Raw genomic sequence first — 19,548 nt, forward strand, 5'->3', positions numbered from 1 at the left:
ATCCGTTGGCGGACCTTCGACAACGTGTTGTCGAAGGTCCGCCGGTCTCAGGCCCGATCGCCGGGCCTTTCGCCTCAGCTCTTCTCGATCGGAAGGGCGACGAAGCGGTTCTGGCCGTCGGCGTTGCGAAGCTGGAAGAGAGCGGCGCGACGACCGTTCGCGGACGCAGCCTCGATGGCCTTGCTCACCTCACTCTGGGACGTGACGTTCGTCCCGTTTACCGCGACGATCGTGTCACCGGCCTCAAACCCCTTCTCGGCGGCCGAAGAGTCCGGATCGACATCCGTGACGACGACGCCCTGACCATCTTCCGACGGGGTCACGGTCATGCCGTATCCCGACAGGGCGGATGGATCGACAGGGGAGCTCTGCCCGCGGGGGGTATCGAGCGAGGCGGCCTCGTCGAGGGAGTTGAGATTGCCGAGGGTGACATCGATGGTCTCGCTCTCGCCGTCCCGGAAGACGGTGATCTCGACCTCGGTGCCAGGACTGTAGTTCGCGATCATCCGGGCCAGTTCACGCGGGCTTTCGACCGCTTCGCCGTTGACGCCGGTGATCACGTCGCCGGTCTTGATGCCGGCCTTCGAAGCAGGCGTCTCGTTGTCCGGCAGCGTGACGATCGCACCTTGGGCATCGGACAGGCCGAGGGCCTCGGCGATATCTTCGGAGACCTCGCCGATCTGGACGCCGAGCCAGCCTCGCTGGACGGTACCGTTGTCACGCAGGGACTTGACGACATCCTTGGCAACGGAGGCGGGAATCGCGAAGGCGATGCCCACATTGCCGCCCGATGGCGAGAAGATCGCGGTGTTGACGCCGATGACCTTGCCATCGAGGCCGAAAGCCGGGCCACCGGAATTGCCGCGATTCACCGCCGCGTCGATCTGCAGGAAATCGTCATAGGGGCCAGCCCCGATATCGCGGCCGCGCGCGGAGATGATGCCGGCCGTCACCGAACCGCCGAGACCGAAGGGATTGCCGACCGCAACGACCCAGTCGCCGACCCGCGTGGCGTTGTCGTCGCCAAACTCTACGTAGGTGAACTTGGTGTTCTTCGCGTCGACCTTGAGAAGCGCAAGATCCGTCCGCTCGTCGGTGCCGATCAGCTTGGCGTCGTATTCGGACCCGTCGTCCATCACCACGGTGTAGTTCGAACCGTTGTCGACGACGTGGTTGTTGGTGACGACATAACCGTCGTCGGAGATGAAGAAGCCCGAACCCTGGCCGATCGAGGGACGATCACGGCGCTGGCGGGGATTGAGACCACGCGGCATCTGGTTGCCATCGGGCGAGCCGAAGAAGCGGCGGAGCGGATGATCTTCGGGAAGATTTTCGAATGGGCTCGCCATCCCACCGAGATCGGCGGCGGGCTCTGCGGCTTGCGTGACGCGCACCGAAACGACGGCCGGGGATACCTTCGAGACGACGTCTGCAAAGCCGAAGCTCTGCTGTGGGGCGTCGACCTTTACCGGGTCGGCGTAGACGGCTGGCGCATTGGCCAGAATTCCGACCGAAAGCGCGCTACCGGCGACGCCGGCTGCGAGAACGGCTGCGAAGAACTTGTTACGCTTGGGCTTTGGGGTTGTCTCGGTCCGCATCGGATCTCCAGCTGTTATTGATTGTAGATGGTCTGGCGAGGCAAGCACCGCTCGACCCGCCGATGCCTCGCAAGATGCCACCGGCAAGATTACAGCGCGTTTTCGAGTGGGTGAAATTTTCGTAAGCTGGCGAGATGAACCGGTCGCGCGAGTTCTTCTCATCAGCACCCCCATGAAGAAGGGTGGCTCTCCCGAATCGAAACCCTCGCACTCTCAACAATTTGGAAAGGCTATCGATCGCGGATCGCCGTCCTCGTCTCACACGCGGCCCGGGTCAAACAAAGCTTTAGACCTTTGACCTAGAAGACGGGGAACGACCTCGAACACGCGACGGAAGCGAGATTGAAATGCGCGACGCTGTCATCGCCAAAGCCGATGCCCTCTGCGATCGGCTCTATGCCGTCGCCCTCAGCCTTCCTCTCGTCCTCCTCGCTCTCCTCCTGATCGGTGCGCTCGCCGGACCGGCGGCGGCAAAGGGCAAGGATATCGCGCCCGAAACGACGCTCGCTTCCTGCGGCAAGGATCTGCGCTCGACGCTTTCGAAAGAACAGAAGGAGGCGATCGCCGAAACGACGAGCGAGACGATCGCGGGTGAAGGCCTTTTCTGGAAGATCGAAAAAGAGGGTGTCGAACCCTCCTATCTCCTCGGCACGATCCACCTGCCCGATCCGCGTGTGGTCACGCTCCCCAAAAACGTCGCGGAGGCGATCGACAACGCCGATCGAACCGTGCTCGAACTCGCCGAGATCGCCGATCCGACCGCGATGGCCGGGATCATGTTCTCGATGCCGGACATCATGATGCTTCCGGGGGACGAGACGCTCGACAGCATTTTGTCTGCCGAGGACTACAAGACCGTCTCGGACGCTCTGGCGAAGAAATCCGTGCCGATCTCGGCAATGAACAAGATGCAGCCCTGGTTCATCAGCGCGAGCATGGCGATGCCCGATTGCCCTGCGCTTCCCCAGGACGATCCATCGGCTTCGCTCGACCCTGAAATCGCGAAGCGCGCCCTGGCCGACGGACAGGAGGTCCTCGGTCTCGAAACCGTGCAGGAACAGCTGTCGGTCCTGTCCTCCATGCCGATCGATACGCAGGTCGTGCAGCTGGTCTCGGCAATGGAACATATCGACGTCGTCAACGACATGATGGAGACGATGGTGGGGCTCTATGTCGATGAACAGACGGGCGCCATCATGCCGACCCTTCAGGCGCTGTTTCCCAATGCGGAGTCCCTCGTCGGCGGCAACGCGACCTTCGCCGCCTTCGAAGACGCTATTCTGGACAACCGAAATCTCCTGATGACCGAGCGGATGATCCCCTTCCTCGAAGAGGGCAACAGCTTCGTTGCCGTGGGCGCGCTGCATCTGATCGGAGAGACAGGGATCGTGAACGGCTTGCGTGAGAAAGACTGGACGGTGACGCGGGTCGACCGGGTCGAATAGGCCACAGAAGGACCTGGATGCGCAGCTTCGACGCGATATTCGCGCCCTTCGGCTTCGCAAACCCCGTGAAAACGTCTTATCCTTGAAAAAGCGCTCGAATTGGCGCTCAAACCCCGATCCAGCTTCAATCGAAGGCCCGAACCATGCGGCCCATTGCCAGATCGACAGATGAGAGGCACCGAGAATGACGCTTTTCGTGCGCCCGATCAGGCTGACCCTGTGCGCCACTTCCCTCCTCCTTGCCGCGACCTCGTTGTCGGCGGCGTTCGAGACCAGCGCGCCGACAGCCTTCATGAAGGATTTTTCGACGGGCAATGTTCTCTTCGAAAAAAACGCCGATCTGGAGATCGAACCCGCCTCTCTCGCAAAGCTGATGACCATCGCGGTCGTTTTCCACGAACTGGAAAAGGGCACGATCACCCGCGACCAGACCTTAAAGGTGTCCGAGAACGCCTGGCGGACCGGGGGCGCGAGTTCCGGCGGTTCCACCATGTTCCTGCCGCTGGGCGAAGAGGTGAGCGTCGACGACCTCATCAAGGGTATCATCATCCAGTCGGGCAACGACGCGACGATCGTGATTGCCGAAGGCATGTCTGGCTCGGTCGACGCCTTTGCGGAAAAGATGAACGAGCGCGCCCGGGAGATCGGGCTCACCCATTCGCGCTTCGGCAATTCCTCTGGACTGCCCCATCCCGACAGCCGCGTCACCATGCGCGATCTCGTCACGCTCGCCGAGCATCTGATCCGCGACTATCCGGACGAATATCCGACCTTTTCCCAGACGTCCTTCACCTATAACGGCATTACGCAGAACAACCGGAACCCGCTTCTCTCCCTCGGGGCCGACGGTCTCAAGACCGGTCACACCCAGGCCGCCGGCTACGGTCTCGTCGCATCCGCCAAAGACGACGGCCGGCGGATCGTCTTCGCGCTCTCGCGAATGGACTCGGCGAGCGAGAGAGCGCGCGAATCGCAGCGGATGATGGAGTTCGGCCTTCAGGACTTCGAGGAAGTGACCCTTGCCGAAGAGGGGGAGACCGTCGCGACCGTTGCGGTGCGCGGCGGAGAGCTCGAGGAAGTCCCCCTGCTCTCTCCCGAGCGGGTCTCCCTTCTCGTGCCGACCGGCAGCCTCAGCGACGCGCGGCGCGTCGTCGTCGACAACGGCCCTGTGGAAGCACCGGTCGCGGAGGGGCAGCGCCTCGGCTGGCTTCAGATCAAGCGCGGCGACGTCACCATACGGGAAATCCCGCTTCAGGCCGCATCGGCGGTCGAGCAGTCAGGCTTCTTTTCCCGTATCCTGGGTTCGGTCTCCGAACACTTCACCTGGCAGTCTTCGGAGACACAATAACAGGAACGGGCTTGACCGCGGGGCGCTGAACGCCGATATGCACGTCATCGCGCCGTGAAAGCGCAGCGCCCGCCGGGCCACGAACATCCAACGTTCGAAAAAGCCGGCTCGCGCCTCGGAAGCCTCTTTCGTCTGACAGGACGGCTCGGAGCTTTCGGCACGGCCCTCCGTTTCCCTTCTCTGCGCGAAGGAGGACCGGGCTTATCGCGGCCTGACCTACGGCTGCACCACTTCAAGGCATCTTATTGACCTCCACGACATTTGACGGGTTCGGCCTCGCCGAGCCTCTGACGCGCGCTTTGGCGCGCCTCGAACTCACCAATCCCACTCCGATTCAGGAGCGGGCGATCCCTTACGCCCTGGACGGGCGGGATATGCTGGGCATCGCCCAGACCGGCACCGGCAAGACGGCGGCATTCTCGCTCCCGCTCCTGCATCATCTGATGACCGCCGGTGGCAAGCCGACGACCCGCACCGCCAAGGCCCTGATCCTCTCGCCGACCCGCGAGCTCGCGGTCCAGATCGCCGAGACGATCGCCGAGCTGTCCGAAGGCACGCCGATTTCCCATTGCGTCGTCTTCGGCGGCGTTTCGGTTCGCCCGCAGATCCAGGCCCTGTCGCGCGGCGTCGACATTCTGGTCGCGACACCCGGCCGCCTCCTCGATCTGATCGAGCAGCGCGCGATCGATCTGCGCGAGACCCGGCACCTGATCCTCGACGAAGCGGACCGGATGCTCGACATGGGCTTCGTACGCGACGTCATGAAGATCGTCGGCAAGTGCCCCAGCGATCGCCAGTCCATGCTGTTCTCGGCGACCATGCCCAAGCCGATCGAGGATCTGTCCAAGAAGATCCTGACGAATCCGCAGAAGGTGTCGGTGACGCCAGAAGTGGTGACGGTGGAAAAGATCGCCCAGAGCGTCTTCCTCGTGCCGCAGAAGGCCAAGAAGCACTGGCTGATCGACTTCGTCTCGAAAAACGAGACGGGCCGCATTGTCGTTTTCACCCGTACCAAGCACGGTGCGAACCGACTGACGACGGATCTCGAAAAGGCCGGCATCCAGGCGCTCGCGATCCATGGCAACAAGAGCCAGTCGGCGCGCCAGAAAGCGCTCGGTGCTTTTCAGGACGGTGAAATCGACGTTCTCGTCGCAACCGACATCGTCGCGCGCGGCATCCATGTCGACGACATTAGCCATGTGGTGAACTTCGATCTGCCGGAAGAGCCGGAGAGCTACGTTCACCGGATCGGTCGTACGGCCCGGGCCGGACGTTCGGGTCAGGCAATCGCGCTCGTCGATCCGAGCGAGCGCGCGAAGCTGAAGCAGATCGTCAAGCTGACCGGCATCGACCTGACGCCGCAGCCGACGGACTACATGCAGAACATGCCCGTCGATGAAGCCGATGCGGACGACGGCAAGCGTCGCGGCCATCGCGGCCAGCCGGCCCGCAACGGCCGGCCGCGCAATCGTGGAAAGAGCGGAAGCGGAGGTGGCGGCCGGCCGGGTGGCGCTGCAAAGCGGCACAGCGCCGGTGGTGGCGACGGCGGAAAGTCCTCATCCCAGCGTCCCTCGGGCAAGCCAAGGCGGCCCCGCCGCTCTGGCGACCGAAAGGCCGCAAACGCCTGAGCCTGCTCAAGCGGACAACTCAGGAATAGAGAAAGCCGGGCCCTCGGGTCCGGCTTTTGTTTGTCTGGAAAGAGAAACGCCGGAACCGCAGTCGATTGCGGCAGCCCCCTTCAATCGCCATATCGCATTTGAAGATACATAACGGAGAGATTGATGGCCGAAACGATCAAGGTCGACATCCCGCACAAGCTTGGGCGCGCCGCCGCCCGTCAGCGGATCGACGAGGGCTTTGCCAAGCTGCGCCAGGACATGATGGGCGGCATGGTGAAGTTCGAGGACACCTGGACCGGCGACCATCTCGATTTCCGTGCGCGGGTCATGGGCCAGTCGGTCACGGGACGGCTCGATATTCTCGACGAACAGGTTCACGTCGAGGTCGACCTGCCGATGATCCTCGCATCGATCGCCGAAAAGCTGAAAGGCCGCCTCCGCAAGGAAGGCCAGGTCCTTCTGGAAAAGAAATAAAGGCGCGGGCCTTGCGAGGCGGGGTCTGGCTCAAATGGCCGGACGGTCTACAATCCGCGCATTGCCCAGGTGAGCGTCATTATCTGGGAAGTCCCTGCAGCACGGCCTTTTCCGTCTTGATGGTTCCGCCGTTCTCCGACTCCTCGATCGAGAGAACCTTGCCGAGGCCCGGTACGATCATACCCGGTTTCACCCGCCAGAGTTCGCCTGGCGAGGCCAGATGCGCCTCCTGACCGAACACCATCACGATGGCAAAGTCCTGGGGCTGAAGTTCGTGTCGGCGGACCACACGCTCGGCCGGCATCGCATCCACGTGGATTTCCTCGGTGGCCTTTTTCGTCGATCCCGTCATGATGGGATCGATCGAAACCTTTTCGATATCGGCAATCAGCATTCGCTCGAAGAAATCGGGATCGAAGTAGGAAATCGTCGTCACGACCGAGAAAAATGCGATCGACAGCGAAAAGACGCTCAACGAAATAACGCGGACGATACCGTCGGACCCACTGTCCTCGGAGCGCCTGATTGGGGCAAGGTGGTCGGCATTCGCAAATGACGCGCGATCTGTCGTACTCATGGCTCACTCGGAACTTTCGTTGCCACAATTCAGCAATCCCGGAAAAACGCACCGGGTGTGCCTTGTGTGGAACAATGCCATGGCGAGCTTTAAGGAAAGGTTCCCACAAGCTTGGTGTGGGTCGAGTCCCGTACGGCGGATCGGCTGCTCTTAACGCTTGTTTCACGACGCCTCGCCTAGTCTTTTCGCCATGTCCGTACCCTCACCCGTCCGTCCCACGGTAGAAAAGAGAATTGAGAGCCGCCGTCGCACGCGGCTGCGGCCGATCAAGCTCGTGACGCGCGGCAAGCGCTTCATCGAGGACGGATCGGCCATCAACCTCTCCGAGGGCGGGGTTCGCGTGAGACGATATGGGGACGGGCCGGTTCCCGCGATCTTGCTGCTCTTTGACGAAGGCGAGGAAACGCTTCGCCCGGCGGCGGTCGTCTGGCATGTTCGCGACGAACTCGGCCTGCGGTTTACCGGACCGGCCGAGGCCATCGGGCGCGCGGACAGGGCCCGGCTTTCCGGCCGCTACTACGCCGCATAAACTATCGAGCCGAAAAGTCGGCACCGGCTTTCCGCCACGGATGGCTCGCGACGCCGCGATTATGCGTATCTCATTTGTGGCAAGACAGTGTCGTTCAGAACTCGTCTTCTGAAGCCAAGTGTTCATGAAAATTTGCGGCATTCGCTAAAAATATATCCGATCGCACGCAACCTGTTGCCCGACCAACCATTGATTGGGAAATGAAGGGAGCCGGACAGATGCGTATTCTGATCTTGGAAGACGAACCTCTGATCGCCCTCGATCTTGAGGATACAGTTCGCGAAGAATGCGGTGCGGACGTTTGTCTCGCCCATACGGTGGCCGAGGCGGAAGAATATCTTGGCGAAGGCGGTGTCGATTTCGCCCTCCTGGATGTCAGGCTTGAAGGCAAGCACGAAACCTCGCTGCCGATCGCCCGCCGGCTTGCACAGGCGCAGGTGCCATTCTGCTTCGTTTCGAGCGCCGTCGATCGGTTGCCGTCGAAGTACAGAAAGGTGCCGCATGTAAAGAAGCCGTTCGAGCTGTCGCAGATTCAGGCTATCCTTCCCTGATCTTGCCTGTCGGCCCGTTTCTCGAACGCCGCGCATCCCGGAGATGTTGCGGCGTTTTTGTTATGGGATGAGGAAACGCAAGCACCGTTTCCGCCCGCATCCTGCATGACGCAGGCCCCTGAATGAGCGCGGCGCTCGATTCGATCGAATGCCATCTCGATTGAACGAAGAAGATCGACACCGCGCGCTGCTTGCAATCAGGTCCAGTTCATCATTCGGTGAACGCCTTTCAAGCATCTCGGCCAATCGCCATTATCGACTGATGGCCAATGTCTACAGATCAATCGTTATCCGATCTGCGGTCCCGGTTATCGGGCTTGCAATCGCCGTATCCTCAATCGATCATGCGGTCGCGCGGGACAAGGTCGATTTCCGAAACGCGATCGAACGGGCCGGTAGTTTCGAGACGATCGAGACGCTCTTGATCGCGATCGACGGGGAGACCGTGGTTGCCGAGGGCTTTTCCGGCCATTCGCCGGACCGACCGGAGAACATCAAATCCGCGTCGAAATCGATTATCTCCGCGCTTGTCGGTATCGCGATCGAAAAGGGTTTCCTCGAAGGACCTGACCAGACGATCGCGCCCCTTCTCAAGAACAAGCTGCCGGACGATCCCGATCCGCGTATCTTCGACATCACGATCGGCAATCTCCTGTCCATGCAGGCCGGGCTGGAGCGCACCTCTGGCGGCAATTACGGTGGGTGGATCGCGAGCCGCGACTGGGTGGAAAACGCCCTCGCCCGCCCGTTCGAGACCGATCCCGGTGGCCGGATGCTCTATTCCACGGGGTCAACCCATCTTCTCTCGGCAATCCTGACCCGCGAGACCGGCCGCTCCACCCTGGACCTCGCCAATGACTGGCTGGGGCCGGCGGGTGTGCGGATCACCAGTTGGGAGCGCGATCCGCAAGGGATCTATCTCGGTGGAAACCAGATGGCGATGACGCCGCGTTCGCTTCTGGCCTTCGGCGAACTTTATCGAAACGACGGACGAACCGAAAACGGCGAAGAAATCATCCCGGAAGACTGGATCGCGACATCCTGGACCGAGCGGACGGTCTCGCGCTGGCATGACGGCCGCTACGGTTATGGCTGGTTCATCGATGGGTTTGGCGGCGAAGAGGTCGCCTATGGCTGGGGCTATGGCGGCCAGATGATCTATGTGGTGCCGGATCTCGACCTTACCGTTGCAATTACCTCGGACGAGACACGGCCCTCGGGCGGATCAGGCTATGTTCGCGACCTGCACAGGCTTATCGGCGAAGAGATCATCCCTGCGGTGCGCGGGCAGCAGGCCGCATCAGAAGAGATCGAACGGGTCGAGGAAGCTGAAGAACCCGTCCTTTGAGCGATTGCGTGCCTCACGCTGGCGTTCGGCGACCATGTCCTGCGTCATCCAGGCATCGCGCCGCTTCTCGTAGAACGAGTTTCCGCCGAGAATCGCCACGTAGTGCATGTTCTTGTAGGGAAAGCTGTAGCCATAGGTGTGGAAGAACATGGCATGATCGCCCACCCAGCCGTGGCGGGTGCCGCCCAGGACCATGTCGGCGGCCTTGAAGGCGAGATCGCGCCCCTTGTCCATCCGCTTGGTGAGAACACCCGGCGCGAACTGGTTCTTCTGGCCGACGACAGCGCAGACCGAATTGGGGAATTTTGGGGACTCCACCCGGTTCATGACCACCGTGCCGACGGCAACCATGCCCTCTTCACTCGACCGGTTGGACTCGAAATACATGGCTCTCGCCATGCATTCCTGGGCGCTCATTCGCGGGCCGAAGGACGCGCAGCCAGACAGCGACAGAAGCGTAAGCAGCGCGGCGGACGTCTTGTATGGGATGCGCATCGCAGCGCTCCTCGAACGGAAAAACAACATCCGTCTACGGTGACATCTCGCAATGAATCATCCGTTGAAAGAAATGGTTAACCGCGGACGAGCTGGTAAATTACGGCGCGCGAACCAGTCTTCGGCCTATATGCCTCAACAACGCAGAGCGATCGACAGGAGAGAGCCGCCCAGCGCCGATCATGCATGGCACCTTCAGCAAGATCGGACTATGATCGAACTCTGTTTATCGGAGCCGCAAATGCGCGAAGCCCGCACGACACCGCACCGCATGACGCCGGACGAATTCTTCGAGTGGCAGCTCACGCAGGACAAGAATCACGAACTCGTCGACGGCATACCTGCCCTGCCAGCCAAAGCCATGACGGGAGCATCCAAACGACACGATATCATCACGGTCAATGTTCTGGCGGCACTGAGACAGAAGCTTCGTGGAAAGCCCTGTCGACCGCATACCGACGATCTCACCGTCATCAACCCGAATGGAAATATCCGTCGTCCCGACGTCATCGTGGATTGTCACCGAGGGCCTGACACAGCCATGCGAACCGAAGAACCCCGCGTGCTCGTCGAAGTCCTCTCGCCCTCGACCATGGCGTTCGACCGTTTTCGGAAAGTCGAGGAATACAAGACCAACGAGAGCGTTTGGGTGGTTCTTCTCATCGCGTCCCAAAGCGCCGAGATCATCGTCTGGCGGCGCGGCGAAAACGCCTGGGCTTCGGAGATCGTGGAGACACTCGACGGCGTCGTCGAACTACCGGAGATCGGCTGCGACCTGACACTCGACGAGATTTACGAGGACACCGAGGTCGGCCGGTCCGGGAAACCGTGATAGGGCGCGCCCAGGCGGTTCAACCGGGCTCAGCGCCCCTATTTCGCGGTTAAGCTTCGTTCGCGTCCTGCTTCGCGCATCGATCGAGCAGTTGTCGCAGGGCGCTTCCGCAGGTTGGTCAGCATAGGGCCCGATTCTGGAAGCGAGCCCCATGCTTCCATTTATTGATTTCACACCGAATTTTCCGAAAAACGGCGCCCACTATTCGGTCCGATGCGAAAGTCCTCAAGCAGCGGACAACTTCGCCATGGTCTCTTCGTCGACCTCGTAATTGGCGTAGACGTTCTGGACATCGTCGTCGTCGTCGAGATTGTCGATCAGACGCATCACGCTCTGGGCCTTTTCCTCATCGACCGGCGCATTGGTCTGCGGGCGCCAGATCGCCTTCACGCTCATCGCCTCGCCAAGGGACTCTTCCAGCGCCTTGGAAACATCGTTGATGTCCTCGAAGGCGGTGATGATGACGTGGTTCTCCGCGTCGGAGATCACGTCGTCGCCGCCCGCCAGGATCGCCGCTTCCAGAACGGCGTCCGGCTCGCCGACCGAGGCCGGATAGACGATCTCGCCCACATGATCGAACATGAAGGCGACCGAACCGGTCTCGCCGAGCGAACCGCCGGACTTGGTGAAATAGGAGCGGACATTCGAGGCGGTGCGATTGCGGTTGTCGGTCAGCGCCTCGACGATGACGGCAACGCCCGCCGGGCCATAGCCCTCGTAGCGAACCTCTTCGTAATTTTCCGAATCGCCGCCTGAGGCCTTCTTGATCGCCCGCTCGATATTGTCCTTCGGCATGGACTGGGCCTTGGCGTTGTTCACGGCAAGGCGGAGGCGCGGGTTCATATCGGGATCGGGCAGGCCGGATTTTGCCGCAACGGTGATTTCGCGCGCGAGTTTGGAGAACATCTTGGAGCGGACGGCGTCCTGCCGACCCTTGCGGTGCATGATGTTCTTGAACTGTGAATGGCCGGCCATCGGGACCCCGTCATAAGGCTGGAATGTCTGAAAGTGCCCTTCATATAAAAAATATGAAGCGGCACGTCCATAACCCGCCGGCATTGGGCACGCGCAACGCAAAGAAGAGGAAAAGCCTTTGGCGAACCCCATCAAGCCCGTGACCCTGCCCGACCTGCCGTTGAAAGGCGGATGCTCCTGCGGCGCGATACGCTACGCGATCGGCGCCGTTCCCCAGGCGTTCTACCTGTGCCATTGCACCGAATGCCAGCGCCACACGTCGAGCGCCTTCGGAATGAGCCTCAGATGCGATCCGGCTGAGGTCGCGGTCACCGGAAACCTGAAGACGATCTCGCGTATGTCGGACAGCGGAACACGGCGGTTTGGCGATTTCTGTCCAGACTGCGGTGTGCGTATCCAGCACAGATCCGAGAACGATCCGGGCCGACTCAACATCAAGGCCGGAACGCTGGACGACACCTCATGGCTCGTTCCGGCCGGACATATCTGGGTCTCGTCCAAGCAGCCCTATGTGGTGATCGGCGCAGATGAGCTTGCCTATGCCCGGCAACCCGACGATAAATCCGCCGCAATCAAGGAGCGCTGGCGGCTGATGCTGGAAGCCGGCGGCACGCCGATGGCGTGAGGACCGGGCAGCACGCGAGATTGGGCACACTCAACGGCCCGGCGGGATTGCCTCCGGCGCGGGGACCGCACGGGCACTGATGACGGCCTCGCGGTCCATGTCCGCCAATGCCTTCAAGGCGGCCTGCTGCAGCGCTTCGCGCTCTCTTTGCTCATCGCTGGTCAGATCGCCACCGACATAGTCGGACCACATCGCCCAGCGCTCGAAGCTGCGCACGGCTCCGGACTGTTTCAGGAAGATATGGATGTCGGAATGGCGATTGTCGCGCACGATCGCCTCCATCACCCTCTCGATCGAGCCGGCCGGCCCCTCCAGAAGCTGGATGAACTGACCGAAGACATGAAGGAGAACGCCAGAGATCTTCAATTCGGCGTTTCGCGTCCGCGCGACCTTCACGATAGCCTCCAGATCGTCGCTGGTCAGCGTCGGCTGCGGTGTCGAGTAATAGGCAATCCGGTGGATCGGCATGCAGCACTCCAATCTTTCCGCGATGAACGACAGGGTTGCGGCTCGAGCCGACTGGCGAAGACGTCAGACGCTGCCGCACCTATTTCATGCGCTTGAAATAACGCGACTTTGAAGCGAGCAAAGCTTTCAATCGGTTCAAAATTCGTCAAGCTTGCCGAAGCGCCGTCGCCAAGGGCTCCAGTCTCCGGCGAATGCCGCTCTGGTCAGTGTCGAACCCTTGTGAGCGCCCTGATGCCTTTGTCGTTCTCGAATGCCGCGACCATCGCTTTTCTGGTCCCGCTCGCCATCGGCTGCCTTCCGGCAGCGGCCCAGAGCGAAAATGATCGACAGGTGCTGGACGAACCGCCGAGCCAGTGCCGCGCCATTGCCGGCCTCGTTCCGGATGCGATGTTTGCCCAGCTCGACAGCCAGAGCCGCGGCCTGTTCGAGAGCCGACCACCCATCGGCGAAACGACGATCACCTACATCACCCATTCGACCTATGTGATCGAAACGCCCAACGGGGTAACGATCGCCACGGATTATGCCGGGTATTCGGGCGAGTTCGTTCCGGACATCGTGACCATGAACAAGGCTCACGGCAGTCACTTCACCAACTACCCCGATCCTTCGATCCAGCATGTTCTGCAGGGCTGGAATCCGGCGGGAGGCCCGGCGCGCCATCGGCTGATCGAGGACGATGTCTACGTCCGCAACGTGCCAACGGATATTCGCGCCTATGGCGGCATGGAAGCAGACGGAAACTCGATTTTCATTTTTGAGACCGGGGGGCTTTGTATCGGGCATCTCGGCCATCTCCACCACCAGCTGACAGACGAGGACTTCTCGGCGATCGGTCGGCTCGACATTCTCATGGTGCCGGTCGATGGCGGCATGACCATGAGCCAGCGCGGCATGGGCGAGATCGCAGACCGGCTGCGCTCCTCGATCGTTCTTCCGATGCACCGCTTTCGCGGGCCGATCGAGCGCTTTCTGGACGTAATGCCGGACTTCGCGGTGGAACGGAGCAGCGAACGCAGCATCACGGTCTCCCCCACGACGCTGCCGCGCCAGCCGACGGTCATCGTGCTTCAGGGGGTTTGAACTTTTCTCCAAAGTTGGACGCTCACGGCATTTCCTGCACGCGAAGTTCACGCAGCAATGATCGCTTTGGTTTCAGAAAACCATCGAAGCGAGCTAAACAGGTGAGAGCTCGATGCGTGGAGACGATCCGAGATGTCCGAAACCGAGAAAACGCCAAGTGCCGTCGCGGCGGTGCCCGCCCTCCCCGCCGAAGAGGCGCTCGATCATTTCTCCAGGCGGCTGCGTTACGAGACCGATTGCTGGGACACCCACGAAAGCCTTCGGCAAGAGGCGACCGATTTCGTGGTGCTCGACGTCCGTGGCCCCGCCCTTTACCGGCAGGGCCACGTTCCCGGCGCGATCAATCTTCCCCATGGCAAGATCACCGAACGGCGGATGAGCGAATGGGACGAGGACATGCTCTTCATCGTCTATTGCGCCGGGCCCCATTGCAATGGCGCGAACAAGGCGGCCGTCCGGCTCTCGAAACTGGGCCGGCCCGTGAAGGAAATGATCGGTGGGATCACCGGCTGGCTCGACGAAGGGTTCCTTCTGGCCAAGGGTGAGGAGCCATCCTCCGTCACCGAAACCGAGGGCGGCCTCGCCGAAGCGGTCTGAACGTTTCGCTCGCCTTCGACCTATCGCGGCCGGTCGCCATCATCACTCACGCGATGACGACCGGCGGTGCGTGCCGTCCGCGCGCAACAGGTTCGAGGATGAAGGTCTTCCCGGCATTCTTGTCGATCGCCCGGCGCTCAGGCTCCATGTGCTCCCAGGCGGTCGTCACGAGAAGCCGTTCCGCCGAGCGCCCGATAAAGGCGGCGCAGGTCGGCTGGCGCGTCGGGATCTCGACAGTGCGGATAACCTCACCTTGCGGCGTCAGGACCAGGACACCGCTCGCCCCCCACAGGGCGATCCAGAGATTGCCTGCCTCATCGACCGACGCGCCATCGAGTGCGCCCTTCCCGCCAGTCTGGTCGTGAAAGACCTCCGGCTCCCCGGTCGGGAGCCCGGTTTTCGGGTCGAGTTCCACGCGCATAAGGCGATTGACGGCGGTGTCGCAGAAATAGCCGGTTTCGCCATCGGCCGAAAAGCAAATGCCGTTGGGGATCGAGATCCCCTCGAAGAGCCGCGTCACCTTGCCCGCGCGGTAATGGTAGATCGAACCCGCCTCGCGCACGCCGCTCTTGCTCATCGTGCCGATCCAGAGCGCACCGGCCGGATGGATGCCGCCATCGTTCGACCGCGTATCCGGGTTGTCCGCTTCGAGGGGAAGGTGGAGCTCAAGATCGCCGCTCGCGCGGTCCCGAATGTAGAAACCGTCTTCCATGGCGACGAGCTGCCGGCCCGCATCGATGCCGGCGATCTCGCTTGCCATCCGCGGAAGGGAATATGCCGTGACGGCCTCGCTGCCGCAGTCCATTTCGTAAAGCGTCTTGCCCAGGATATCGAACCAATAGGCTTTATCCGTCAGCGGATCGTAGCTCGGCCCCTCGCCGAGCTCCAGATTGCGGTCGTCGACGGCCCGCGCAAACATATCTTCCGTCATCGCTTTTCCTCCCCATGCTTCTTCTGGAAACGAGGATAGCGGCGCATCGGTCCCTAGGCACGAAAAAACCGGCGCCTTTCGACGCCGGTTTCGTGCTGGGTCCAGGTCAGGATTGGCCAGCAGGTATCAGTTGAACTTATAGGAGATCTTCGCCTGGATCGTGTGGAAGTCGAAATCGTCGTCCACGACGAAATCGGTCGATCCACCGGCGCCGCCTGCGAAGGGTCCACCCGACAGGCGCGTGGAACCGCCACCACCAAGGTTGGTGTAGAGGTATTCGGCACCGAAGGACATGTTGTCGGTGAACTTCACCTCCATGCCGGCACCCACGGTGTAACCGACATTGTCTTCGTCTTCCATCACGATCGCGGCCGGGTTGGCTCCCATGACAGCCGGCGAATTCGTGGAGAAGGAGTAGTCGACATCGCCATATGCGAGACCACCCGTGACGTAGCCGAGAGCCGACGGGGTTACGAGATAACCGGCGCGGGCGCGAACGGTACCCAGATAGTCGAGATTGCGGTTGGTGCGATAGAAGGCCGGCGTCGAGGAGTCGGCATTCGATGAGCGGGTCACGTCGATCGCGTTGATATCAGCGACGACGCCGAGCACGACACTGTCGATCTGATAGTCATAGCCGATATGCGCGCCGCCGATGAAGCTCGAATCGAAATTCGAGTCGAAGTTGGAGCCGAAAGCACGCTGGATTGCCGAGCCACCGAACGCGAAACCGTTCGTGCGCAGTGCGACATTGTCCGGATCTTCGGGGTTGAACGCACCGCCGGCCTGAACACCGACGTAAAGTCCCGTCCAGCCGGATGCGACCGGCGCGATCGCCATGGGAGCCGGAGCCATCATTGGCTCTTCGTAGATAACGTCCGCTGCGAGCGAGGGTGCCGTCATCATGGCAATGGCTGCGGTCGAAAGAAGGAGGCGCTTCATATGGATCTATGTCCCTTGCCGGATTGAGCGATGAGTGAAGCGGGGCACCGAATTTATCGGCAGAGGTCCCGTTCAAGTCTCGCAATTCCTGACGGGAAAGCGGCCGTGCCGCAAGATGAAATCGTCCCGAAAAGACTTTAGAAAACAGCATGTTACAAGTAAGCAACAGCACGAAAGCGTGAAGATACGATGCAATTTTCAAAAAGATGCAGATGGAATTGATTTTTTCTACAGCACCTCAAGTCCTCCTCACCTTTACTTGATGCAAGCGTGATTTCTCAACGGTCGATCCGGCTCTTTTATTTCTTTCGAAACGACAAGGGAGCCGGCATTCGCTGCCGACTCCCTTGTCATGCTGCAACGCCCGGCATCTGGGCGAATGACCTCAGCCGAAGGCGCGTTCAGATCCTGCGATGTGCCGTCCGGGACATCCACCGACCGCCTCGCGATCATGAATGCGAAAACGTATCTGCGCCGCTTGCGGCTTCGATACCGTCCCCGACGTCATCAGCCGGATACGGTATCAGTCGAGCGGCAGAACGATAAATCGCAGATCGCCGTCCGGTTTGGCGATCAGCAACAAGGCGTTTCGCCGACCATCCTGTCGCAATTCGGCGAGCTTGTCCTGGACATCTGACACAGACGACACCGTCTCTTGGGCGACCTCGCGAATGAGCATGCCGGCTTCGATGCCTTTCTCGGCCGCATTCGATCCCGCCGCCACGTTCTCGATGAGGACACCCTTGGCATCGTCGGGCAGATCGTATGTGGAGCGGGCATCCTCGGTAATCTCGCCGAGCGTCAGACCGAGAACTGGCTCGACCGCGCTGCTCTCGCCGCTGCCTTCTTCGGGCTGGTTGGCCCCGCTCTCGTCGTCGGCATTCTCGTCGTCGTTACCGTTCTGCTCCTCTTCGAGCTGCCGCTCTCCGTCCTCGAGCCGGCCAAGCGTGATGGTCACCGTCATGGGTTCGGCATCGGACTCGCGAGACGTCTTGCGCAGGATCCCGACCTCGACCGCCTTTCCGACCGGCGTCTCCGCCACGATACGCGGAAGGTCCCGGGATGAATCGACCGCCTTGCCGTCGAAGGACGTGATCACGTCGCCGGCCTTGAGCACGCCTTCCGACGGACCGCCATCGATCGTGCCGACCACGATCGCGCCGCGCGCCTCGCCGATGCCGAGGCCGTTCGCGATATCGTCCGTGACCGCGGACAGGCGGATGCCGAGCCAGCCGCGACGGGTCTCGCCGAATTCGCGAAGCTGATTGACCACGTTGATCGCGAGATTGGACGGAACCGAGAAGCCGATACCGATCGAGCCCCCGGTGGGTGAGATGATCGCCGTGTTGATGCCGACGACATTGCCGTCCATGTCGAACAGCGGCCCGCCGGAATTTCCTCGGTTGATCGCCGCGTCGGTTTGGATGAAATTGTCGTATGGCCCGGCATTGATGTTGCGGCCGCGCGCCGAAACGATGCCGAGCGAGACTGAACCGCCAAGGCCGAACGGATTGCCGATCGCCATGACCCAGTCGCCGATCTTGATCGTCTCGGAATCGCCGAACGCGACGGAGGCGAGCGGTTCGTCGGATTTGACCTTGAGGACGGCGAGATCGGTCTTCGTGTCGCGACCGACCAGCTCCGCATCGAGTTGCGAGCCGTCGGCGAAGTTGACGGTGATCTCGTCTGCGTCCTGGATCACGTGATTGTTGGTCACGACGATGCCCGATGGATCGATGACGAAGCCCGAGCCGAGGGACTGAACACGGCGGCCGCTCTCATTGTTGTCGCCCCGCAGGAGATCGTCGAAGAACTCCTGAAGCGGCGATCCATCCGGCGCTTCGAGCGGCGGAATACCACCGCCGGGCCGCTCGACCCGCTGGGAAGTCGAGATGTTCACCACGGCATCGAGCAGGCTCTCGGCAAGCTCGGAGACCGACTCCGGCCCCTGGCGAGATGAAGGCCGCGTGACGGTCGACTGACTGACGGTTCCTGCAGCGGAACCCGTCGTCCCTCCACTTCCCTCGACCGGCGGCGCAGGCAAGGCAGGAACCACCGCTTCCGCCTCGGCTTCGGGAGCACTCGGTTCCGAAGGCTGCGTCTCTTCCGGGGGCTGCGGAGACGAGGGCTCGGCGGGGTTGTCCGTCTCGGGAGCTTCGCCATTGCCTGAGGGATTGTCCGAAGAAGGCTGCTCGGATGGTGTATCGGCCGGTGCTTCGGGTATCTCCGGGACGGCATCCGGTTGCGCCTCCGGTTGCAGATCCGGGGTCCTCACACCCTCTTCGACGGCATCGCTCTGCCCACTGCCCTGACCCTGATCGGGCGTCTGCGCATGGCCTTGAGGCCCGGCGAATGACGCCATCAGCGCGGTGGTGAGAAAAAGGCGCGGCAGGAGAGATTTCATCGGCGGTGTCGTCTTCCGTTCTCGTCGGACATCCGGGTCGGCTCAAGGCCGCTGCCGGTCGGCGCGTTATGCCAAGAGCACAAGCTTTCACGCCGGAGGCTCATCGCGCAAGTAGGGCGAAATGTTCCGGCCGGTTTCAATCGAGACATCAAACAAATGTGCAAAGCGGGTGTGGGCCGCTGCAGTGGGGCAGCGAGGCTCCGCCTTATATGAAATCCGCTTGATCGTTTCGCGATCACGGATTTGAAAACGTGTCGGCGCCGCTTGGGGCTTCTATACCGTCCTCGGCTTGATCAGCCGGATACGATATCAATGGCGCAGGAGCCAGACGATGCCGAACCCGATGATTGCAGCGCAAAGGCCGCCGATCCGCAAAGACTGCTCAGGTGATTGCGATGCCTCGGCGGCAAGGCGCTTCACGAGAGATGGGAAGGCTGCATAGACAACGCCCTCGATCACCAAAAGGAGACCGAGGGCGGTAAGGAAGTCCGTCACTGAGCGGAACTGTCCTGAGGCGCTACCGCCGTATTGCCAGTTGCGGCGCCGGTGTTTCCGCCACCGCCATTTGGCGCTGGCTGACCGGAAGAAGTGCCGCCAGCCGGCGTCGTCGAACCGCCGGCGGACGACCCATTGGCTGAAGACGCTGCCGACCCGTTGGTGGAGGATGAGGCCTCCCCATCACTGCCGACAGCTGCGCCGTTCGCGTT

General features: G+C 61.6%; 20 protein-coding genes. 11 read left to right on the top strand and 9 right to left on the bottom strand.

All coding sequences use genetic code 11. From position 1 onward, the window contains the following. Positions 1-74: 74 nt before the first annotated feature. A complete protein-coding gene (locus ABDX79_RS08695) occupies positions 75-1,598 on the bottom strand; it encodes a Do family serine endopeptidase (protein WP_346219892.1) in 1,524 nt (507 codons plus the stop codon). Positions 1,599-1,945: 347 nt separating this feature from the next. On the opposite strand from ABDX79_RS08695, the gene ABDX79_RS08700 reads away from it, so the two are divergent. The 4 genes from ABDX79_RS08700 to ABDX79_RS08715 all read left to right on the top strand — a co-directional run bounded on the left by ABDX79_RS08700 (position 1,946) and on the right by ABDX79_RS08715 (position 6,484). Further along, the gene (locus ABDX79_RS08700) at positions 1,946-3,043 is read left to right on the top strand and encodes a TraB/GumN family protein (RefSeq protein WP_346219893.1); all 1,098 of its coding nucleotides are present in this window, start codon (positions 1,946-1,948) and stop codon (positions 3,041-3,043) included. A 184-nt stretch (positions 3,044-3,227) separates the two neighbouring features. Further along, positions 3,228-4,391 carry a D-alanyl-D-alanine carboxypeptidase family protein gene (locus tag ABDX79_RS08705; protein WP_346219894.1) on the top strand — a complete coding sequence of 388 codons (1,164 nt, stop codon included), beginning with the start codon at positions 3,228-3,230 and terminating at the stop codon, positions 4,389-4,391. 245 nt (positions 4,392-4,636) lie between these two features. Continuing rightward, a complete protein-coding gene (locus ABDX79_RS08710) occupies positions 4,637-6,019 on the top strand; it encodes a DEAD/DEAH box helicase (protein ID WP_346219895.1) in 1,383 nt (460 codons plus the stop codon). Between the two features lie 153 nt (positions 6,020-6,172). After that, a complete protein-coding gene (locus ABDX79_RS08715; RefSeq protein ID WP_346219896.1) occupies positions 6,173-6,484 on the top strand; it encodes a polyhydroxyalkanoic acid system family protein in 312 nt (103 codons plus the stop codon). A 79-nt stretch (positions 6,485-6,563) separates the two neighbouring features. Here ABDX79_RS08715 and ABDX79_RS08720 read toward each other — a convergent pair whose 3' ends face one another. Further along, positions 6,564-7,061, bottom strand: coding sequence for a hypothetical protein (locus ABDX79_RS08720; RefSeq protein WP_346219897.1), 498 nt, complete (start codon positions 7,059-7,061; stop codon positions 6,564-6,566). 274 nt (positions 7,062-7,335) lie between these two features. Here ABDX79_RS08720 and ABDX79_RS08725 point away from each other — a divergent pair, with 274 nt between their 5' ends. From ABDX79_RS08725 to ABDX79_RS08735, 3 genes are all read left to right on the top strand, one after another. Continuing rightward, positions 7,336-7,590, top strand: coding sequence for a hypothetical protein (locus ABDX79_RS08725; protein ID WP_346219898.1), 255 nt, complete (start codon positions 7,336-7,338; stop codon positions 7,588-7,590). Positions 7,591-7,808: 218 nt separating this feature from the next. Then, positions 7,809-8,141: a response regulator gene (locus ABDX79_RS08730; RefSeq protein ID WP_346219899.1), complete on the top strand. Its 333-nt coding sequence runs from the start codon at positions 7,809-7,811 to the stop codon at positions 8,139-8,141. Between the two features lie 262 nt (positions 8,142-8,403). Beyond that, positions 8,404-9,489, top strand: a complete 1,086-nt coding sequence (locus ABDX79_RS08735) for a serine hydrolase domain-containing protein (protein ID WP_346219900.1) — start codon at positions 8,404-8,406, stop codon at positions 9,487-9,489. Here the strand turns inward: ABDX79_RS08735 and ABDX79_RS19695 are convergent. Then, positions 9,442-9,984: a cell wall hydrolase gene (locus ABDX79_RS19695; protein ID WP_463671141.1), complete on the bottom strand. Its 543-nt coding sequence runs from the start codon at positions 9,982-9,984 to the stop codon at positions 9,442-9,444. The two genes, ABDX79_RS08735 and ABDX79_RS19695, sit on opposite strands and share 48 nt — an antisense overlap. Before the next feature lie 241 nt (positions 9,985-10,225). Here ABDX79_RS19695 and ABDX79_RS08745 point away from each other — a divergent pair, with 241 nt between their 5' ends. Beyond that, on the top strand, positions 10,226-10,816 hold the full coding sequence (locus ABDX79_RS08745) for a Uma2 family endonuclease (protein WP_346219901.1): 591 nt from the start codon (positions 10,226-10,228) through the stop codon (positions 10,814-10,816). Positions 10,817-11,041: 225 nt separating this feature from the next. Here ABDX79_RS08745 and ABDX79_RS08750 read toward each other — a convergent pair whose 3' ends face one another. Then, complete coding sequence (locus tag ABDX79_RS08750; protein ID WP_346219902.1) at positions 11,042-11,791, bottom strand: YebC/PmpR family DNA-binding transcriptional regulator; 750 nt, start codon at positions 11,789-11,791, stop codon at positions 11,042-11,044. Positions 11,792-11,909: 118 nt separating this feature from the next. Here ABDX79_RS08750 and ABDX79_RS08755 point away from each other — a divergent pair, with 118 nt between their 5' ends. After that, positions 11,910-12,416 carry a GFA family protein gene (locus ABDX79_RS08755; RefSeq protein ID WP_346219903.1) on the top strand — a complete coding sequence of 169 codons (507 nt, stop codon included), beginning with the start codon at positions 11,910-11,912 and terminating at the stop codon, positions 12,414-12,416. A gap of 30 nt (positions 12,417-12,446) precedes the next feature. On the opposite strand, the gene ABDX79_RS08760 is transcribed toward ABDX79_RS08755, so the two are convergent. Further along, positions 12,447-12,884 (bottom strand): BLUF domain-containing protein, encoded by a 438-nt coding sequence (locus ABDX79_RS08760; RefSeq protein ID WP_346219904.1) that lies wholly within the window; start codon positions 12,882-12,884, stop codon positions 12,447-12,449. A 231-nt stretch (positions 12,885-13,115) separates the two neighbouring features. Here ABDX79_RS08760 and ABDX79_RS08765 point away from each other — a divergent pair, with 231 nt between their 5' ends. Together ABDX79_RS08765 and ABDX79_RS08770 are read left to right on the top strand one after the other, a co-directional pair. Next, positions 13,116-13,967, top strand: a complete 852-nt coding sequence (locus ABDX79_RS08765; protein ID WP_346219905.1) for an MBL fold metallo-hydrolase — start codon at positions 13,116-13,118, stop codon at positions 13,965-13,967. 132 nt (positions 13,968-14,099) lie between these two features. Further along, positions 14,100-14,564, top strand: a complete 465-nt coding sequence (locus tag ABDX79_RS08770) for a rhodanese-like domain-containing protein (protein ID WP_346219906.1) — start codon at positions 14,100-14,102, stop codon at positions 14,562-14,564. 46 nt (positions 14,565-14,610) lie between these two features. Here ABDX79_RS08770 and ABDX79_RS08775 read toward each other — a convergent pair whose 3' ends face one another. From ABDX79_RS08775 to ABDX79_RS08790, 4 genes are all read right to left on the bottom strand, one after another. Beyond that, positions 14,611-15,495, bottom strand: coding sequence for an SMP-30/gluconolactonase/LRE family protein (locus tag ABDX79_RS08775; protein WP_346219907.1), 885 nt, complete (start codon positions 15,493-15,495; stop codon positions 14,611-14,613). A 126-nt stretch (positions 15,496-15,621) separates the two neighbouring features. Further along, positions 15,622-16,437, bottom strand: a complete 816-nt coding sequence (locus ABDX79_RS08780) for an outer membrane protein (protein WP_346219908.1) — start codon at positions 16,435-16,437, stop codon at positions 15,622-15,624. 523 nt (positions 16,438-16,960) lie between these two features. Continuing rightward, positions 16,961-18,841 (bottom strand): Do family serine endopeptidase, encoded by a 1,881-nt coding sequence (locus tag ABDX79_RS08785; RefSeq protein ID WP_346219909.1) that lies wholly within the window; start codon positions 18,839-18,841, stop codon positions 16,961-16,963. 309 nt (positions 18,842-19,150) lie between these two features. After that, positions 19,151-19,336, bottom strand: coding sequence for a DUF2065 domain-containing protein (locus ABDX79_RS08790; protein WP_346219910.1), 186 nt, complete (start codon positions 19,334-19,336; stop codon positions 19,151-19,153). Between the last annotated feature and the right edge of the window lie 212 nt (positions 19,337-19,548).

This window comes from Fulvimarina fulva, from assembly GCF_039652615.1.
In the GTDB taxonomy this organism is placed as follows: Bacteria; Pseudomonadota; Alphaproteobacteria; order Rhizobiales; family Rhizobiaceae; genus Fulvimarina.

What these genes read in the sequence shown, in the direction of transcription:
- ABDX79_RS08765 (WP_346219905.1), top strand. Translation starts at nt 13,116, where the DNA reads ATGCCTTTGTCGTTCTCGAATGCCGCGACCATCGCTTTTCTGGTCCCG.
- ABDX79_RS08770 (WP_346219906.1), top strand. Translation starts at nt 14,100, where the DNA reads ATGTCCGAAACCGAGAAAACGCCAAGTGCCGTCGCGGCGGTGCCCGCC.
- ABDX79_RS08715 (WP_346219896.1), top strand. Translation starts at nt 6,173, where the DNA reads ATGGCCGAAACGATCAAGGTCGACATCCCGCACAAGCTTGGGCGCGCC.
- ABDX79_RS08745 (WP_346219901.1), top strand. Translation starts at nt 10,226, where the DNA reads ATGCGCGAAGCCCGCACGACACCGCACCGCATGACGCCGGACGAATTC.
- ABDX79_RS19695 (WP_463671141.1), bottom strand. Translation starts at nt 9,984, where the DNA reads ATGCGCATCCCATACAAGACGTCCGCCGCGCTGCTTACGCTTCTGTCG.
- ABDX79_RS08760 (WP_346219904.1), bottom strand. Translation starts at nt 12,884, where the DNA reads ATGCCGATCCACCGGATTGCCTATTACTCGACACCGCAGCCGACGCTG.
- ABDX79_RS08695 (WP_346219892.1), bottom strand. Translation starts at nt 1,598, where the DNA reads ATGCGGACCGAGACAACCCCAAAGCCCAAGCGTAACAAGTTCTTCGCA.
- ABDX79_RS08705 (WP_346219894.1), top strand. Translation starts at nt 3,228, where the DNA reads ATGACGCTTTTCGTGCGCCCGATCAGGCTGACCCTGTGCGCCACTTCC.
- ABDX79_RS08735 (WP_346219900.1), top strand. Translation starts at nt 8,404, where the DNA reads ATGGCCAATGTCTACAGATCAATCGTTATCCGATCTGCGGTCCCGGTT.
- ABDX79_RS08700 (WP_346219893.1), top strand. Translation starts at nt 1,946, where the DNA reads ATGCGCGACGCTGTCATCGCCAAAGCCGATGCCCTCTGCGATCGGCTC.
- ABDX79_RS08775 (WP_346219907.1), bottom strand. Translation starts at nt 15,495, where the DNA reads ATGACGGAAGATATGTTTGCGCGGGCCGTCGACGACCGCAATCTGGAG.
- ABDX79_RS08780 (WP_346219908.1), bottom strand. Translation starts at nt 16,437, where the DNA reads ATGAAGCGCCTCCTTCTTTCGACCGCAGCCATTGCCATGATGACGGCA.
- ABDX79_RS08785 (WP_346219909.1), bottom strand. Translation starts at nt 18,841, where the DNA reads ATGAAATCTCTCCTGCCGCGCCTTTTTCTCACCACCGCGCTGATGGCG.
- ABDX79_RS08730 (WP_346219899.1), top strand. Translation starts at nt 7,809, where the DNA reads ATGCGTATTCTGATCTTGGAAGACGAACCTCTGATCGCCCTCGATCTT.
- ABDX79_RS08720 (WP_346219897.1), bottom strand. Translation starts at nt 7,061, where the DNA reads ATGAGTACGACAGATCGCGCGTCATTTGCGAATGCCGACCACCTTGCC.
- ABDX79_RS08750 (WP_346219902.1), bottom strand. Translation starts at nt 11,791, where the DNA reads ATGGCCGGCCATTCACAGTTCAAGAACATCATGCACCGCAAGGGTCGG.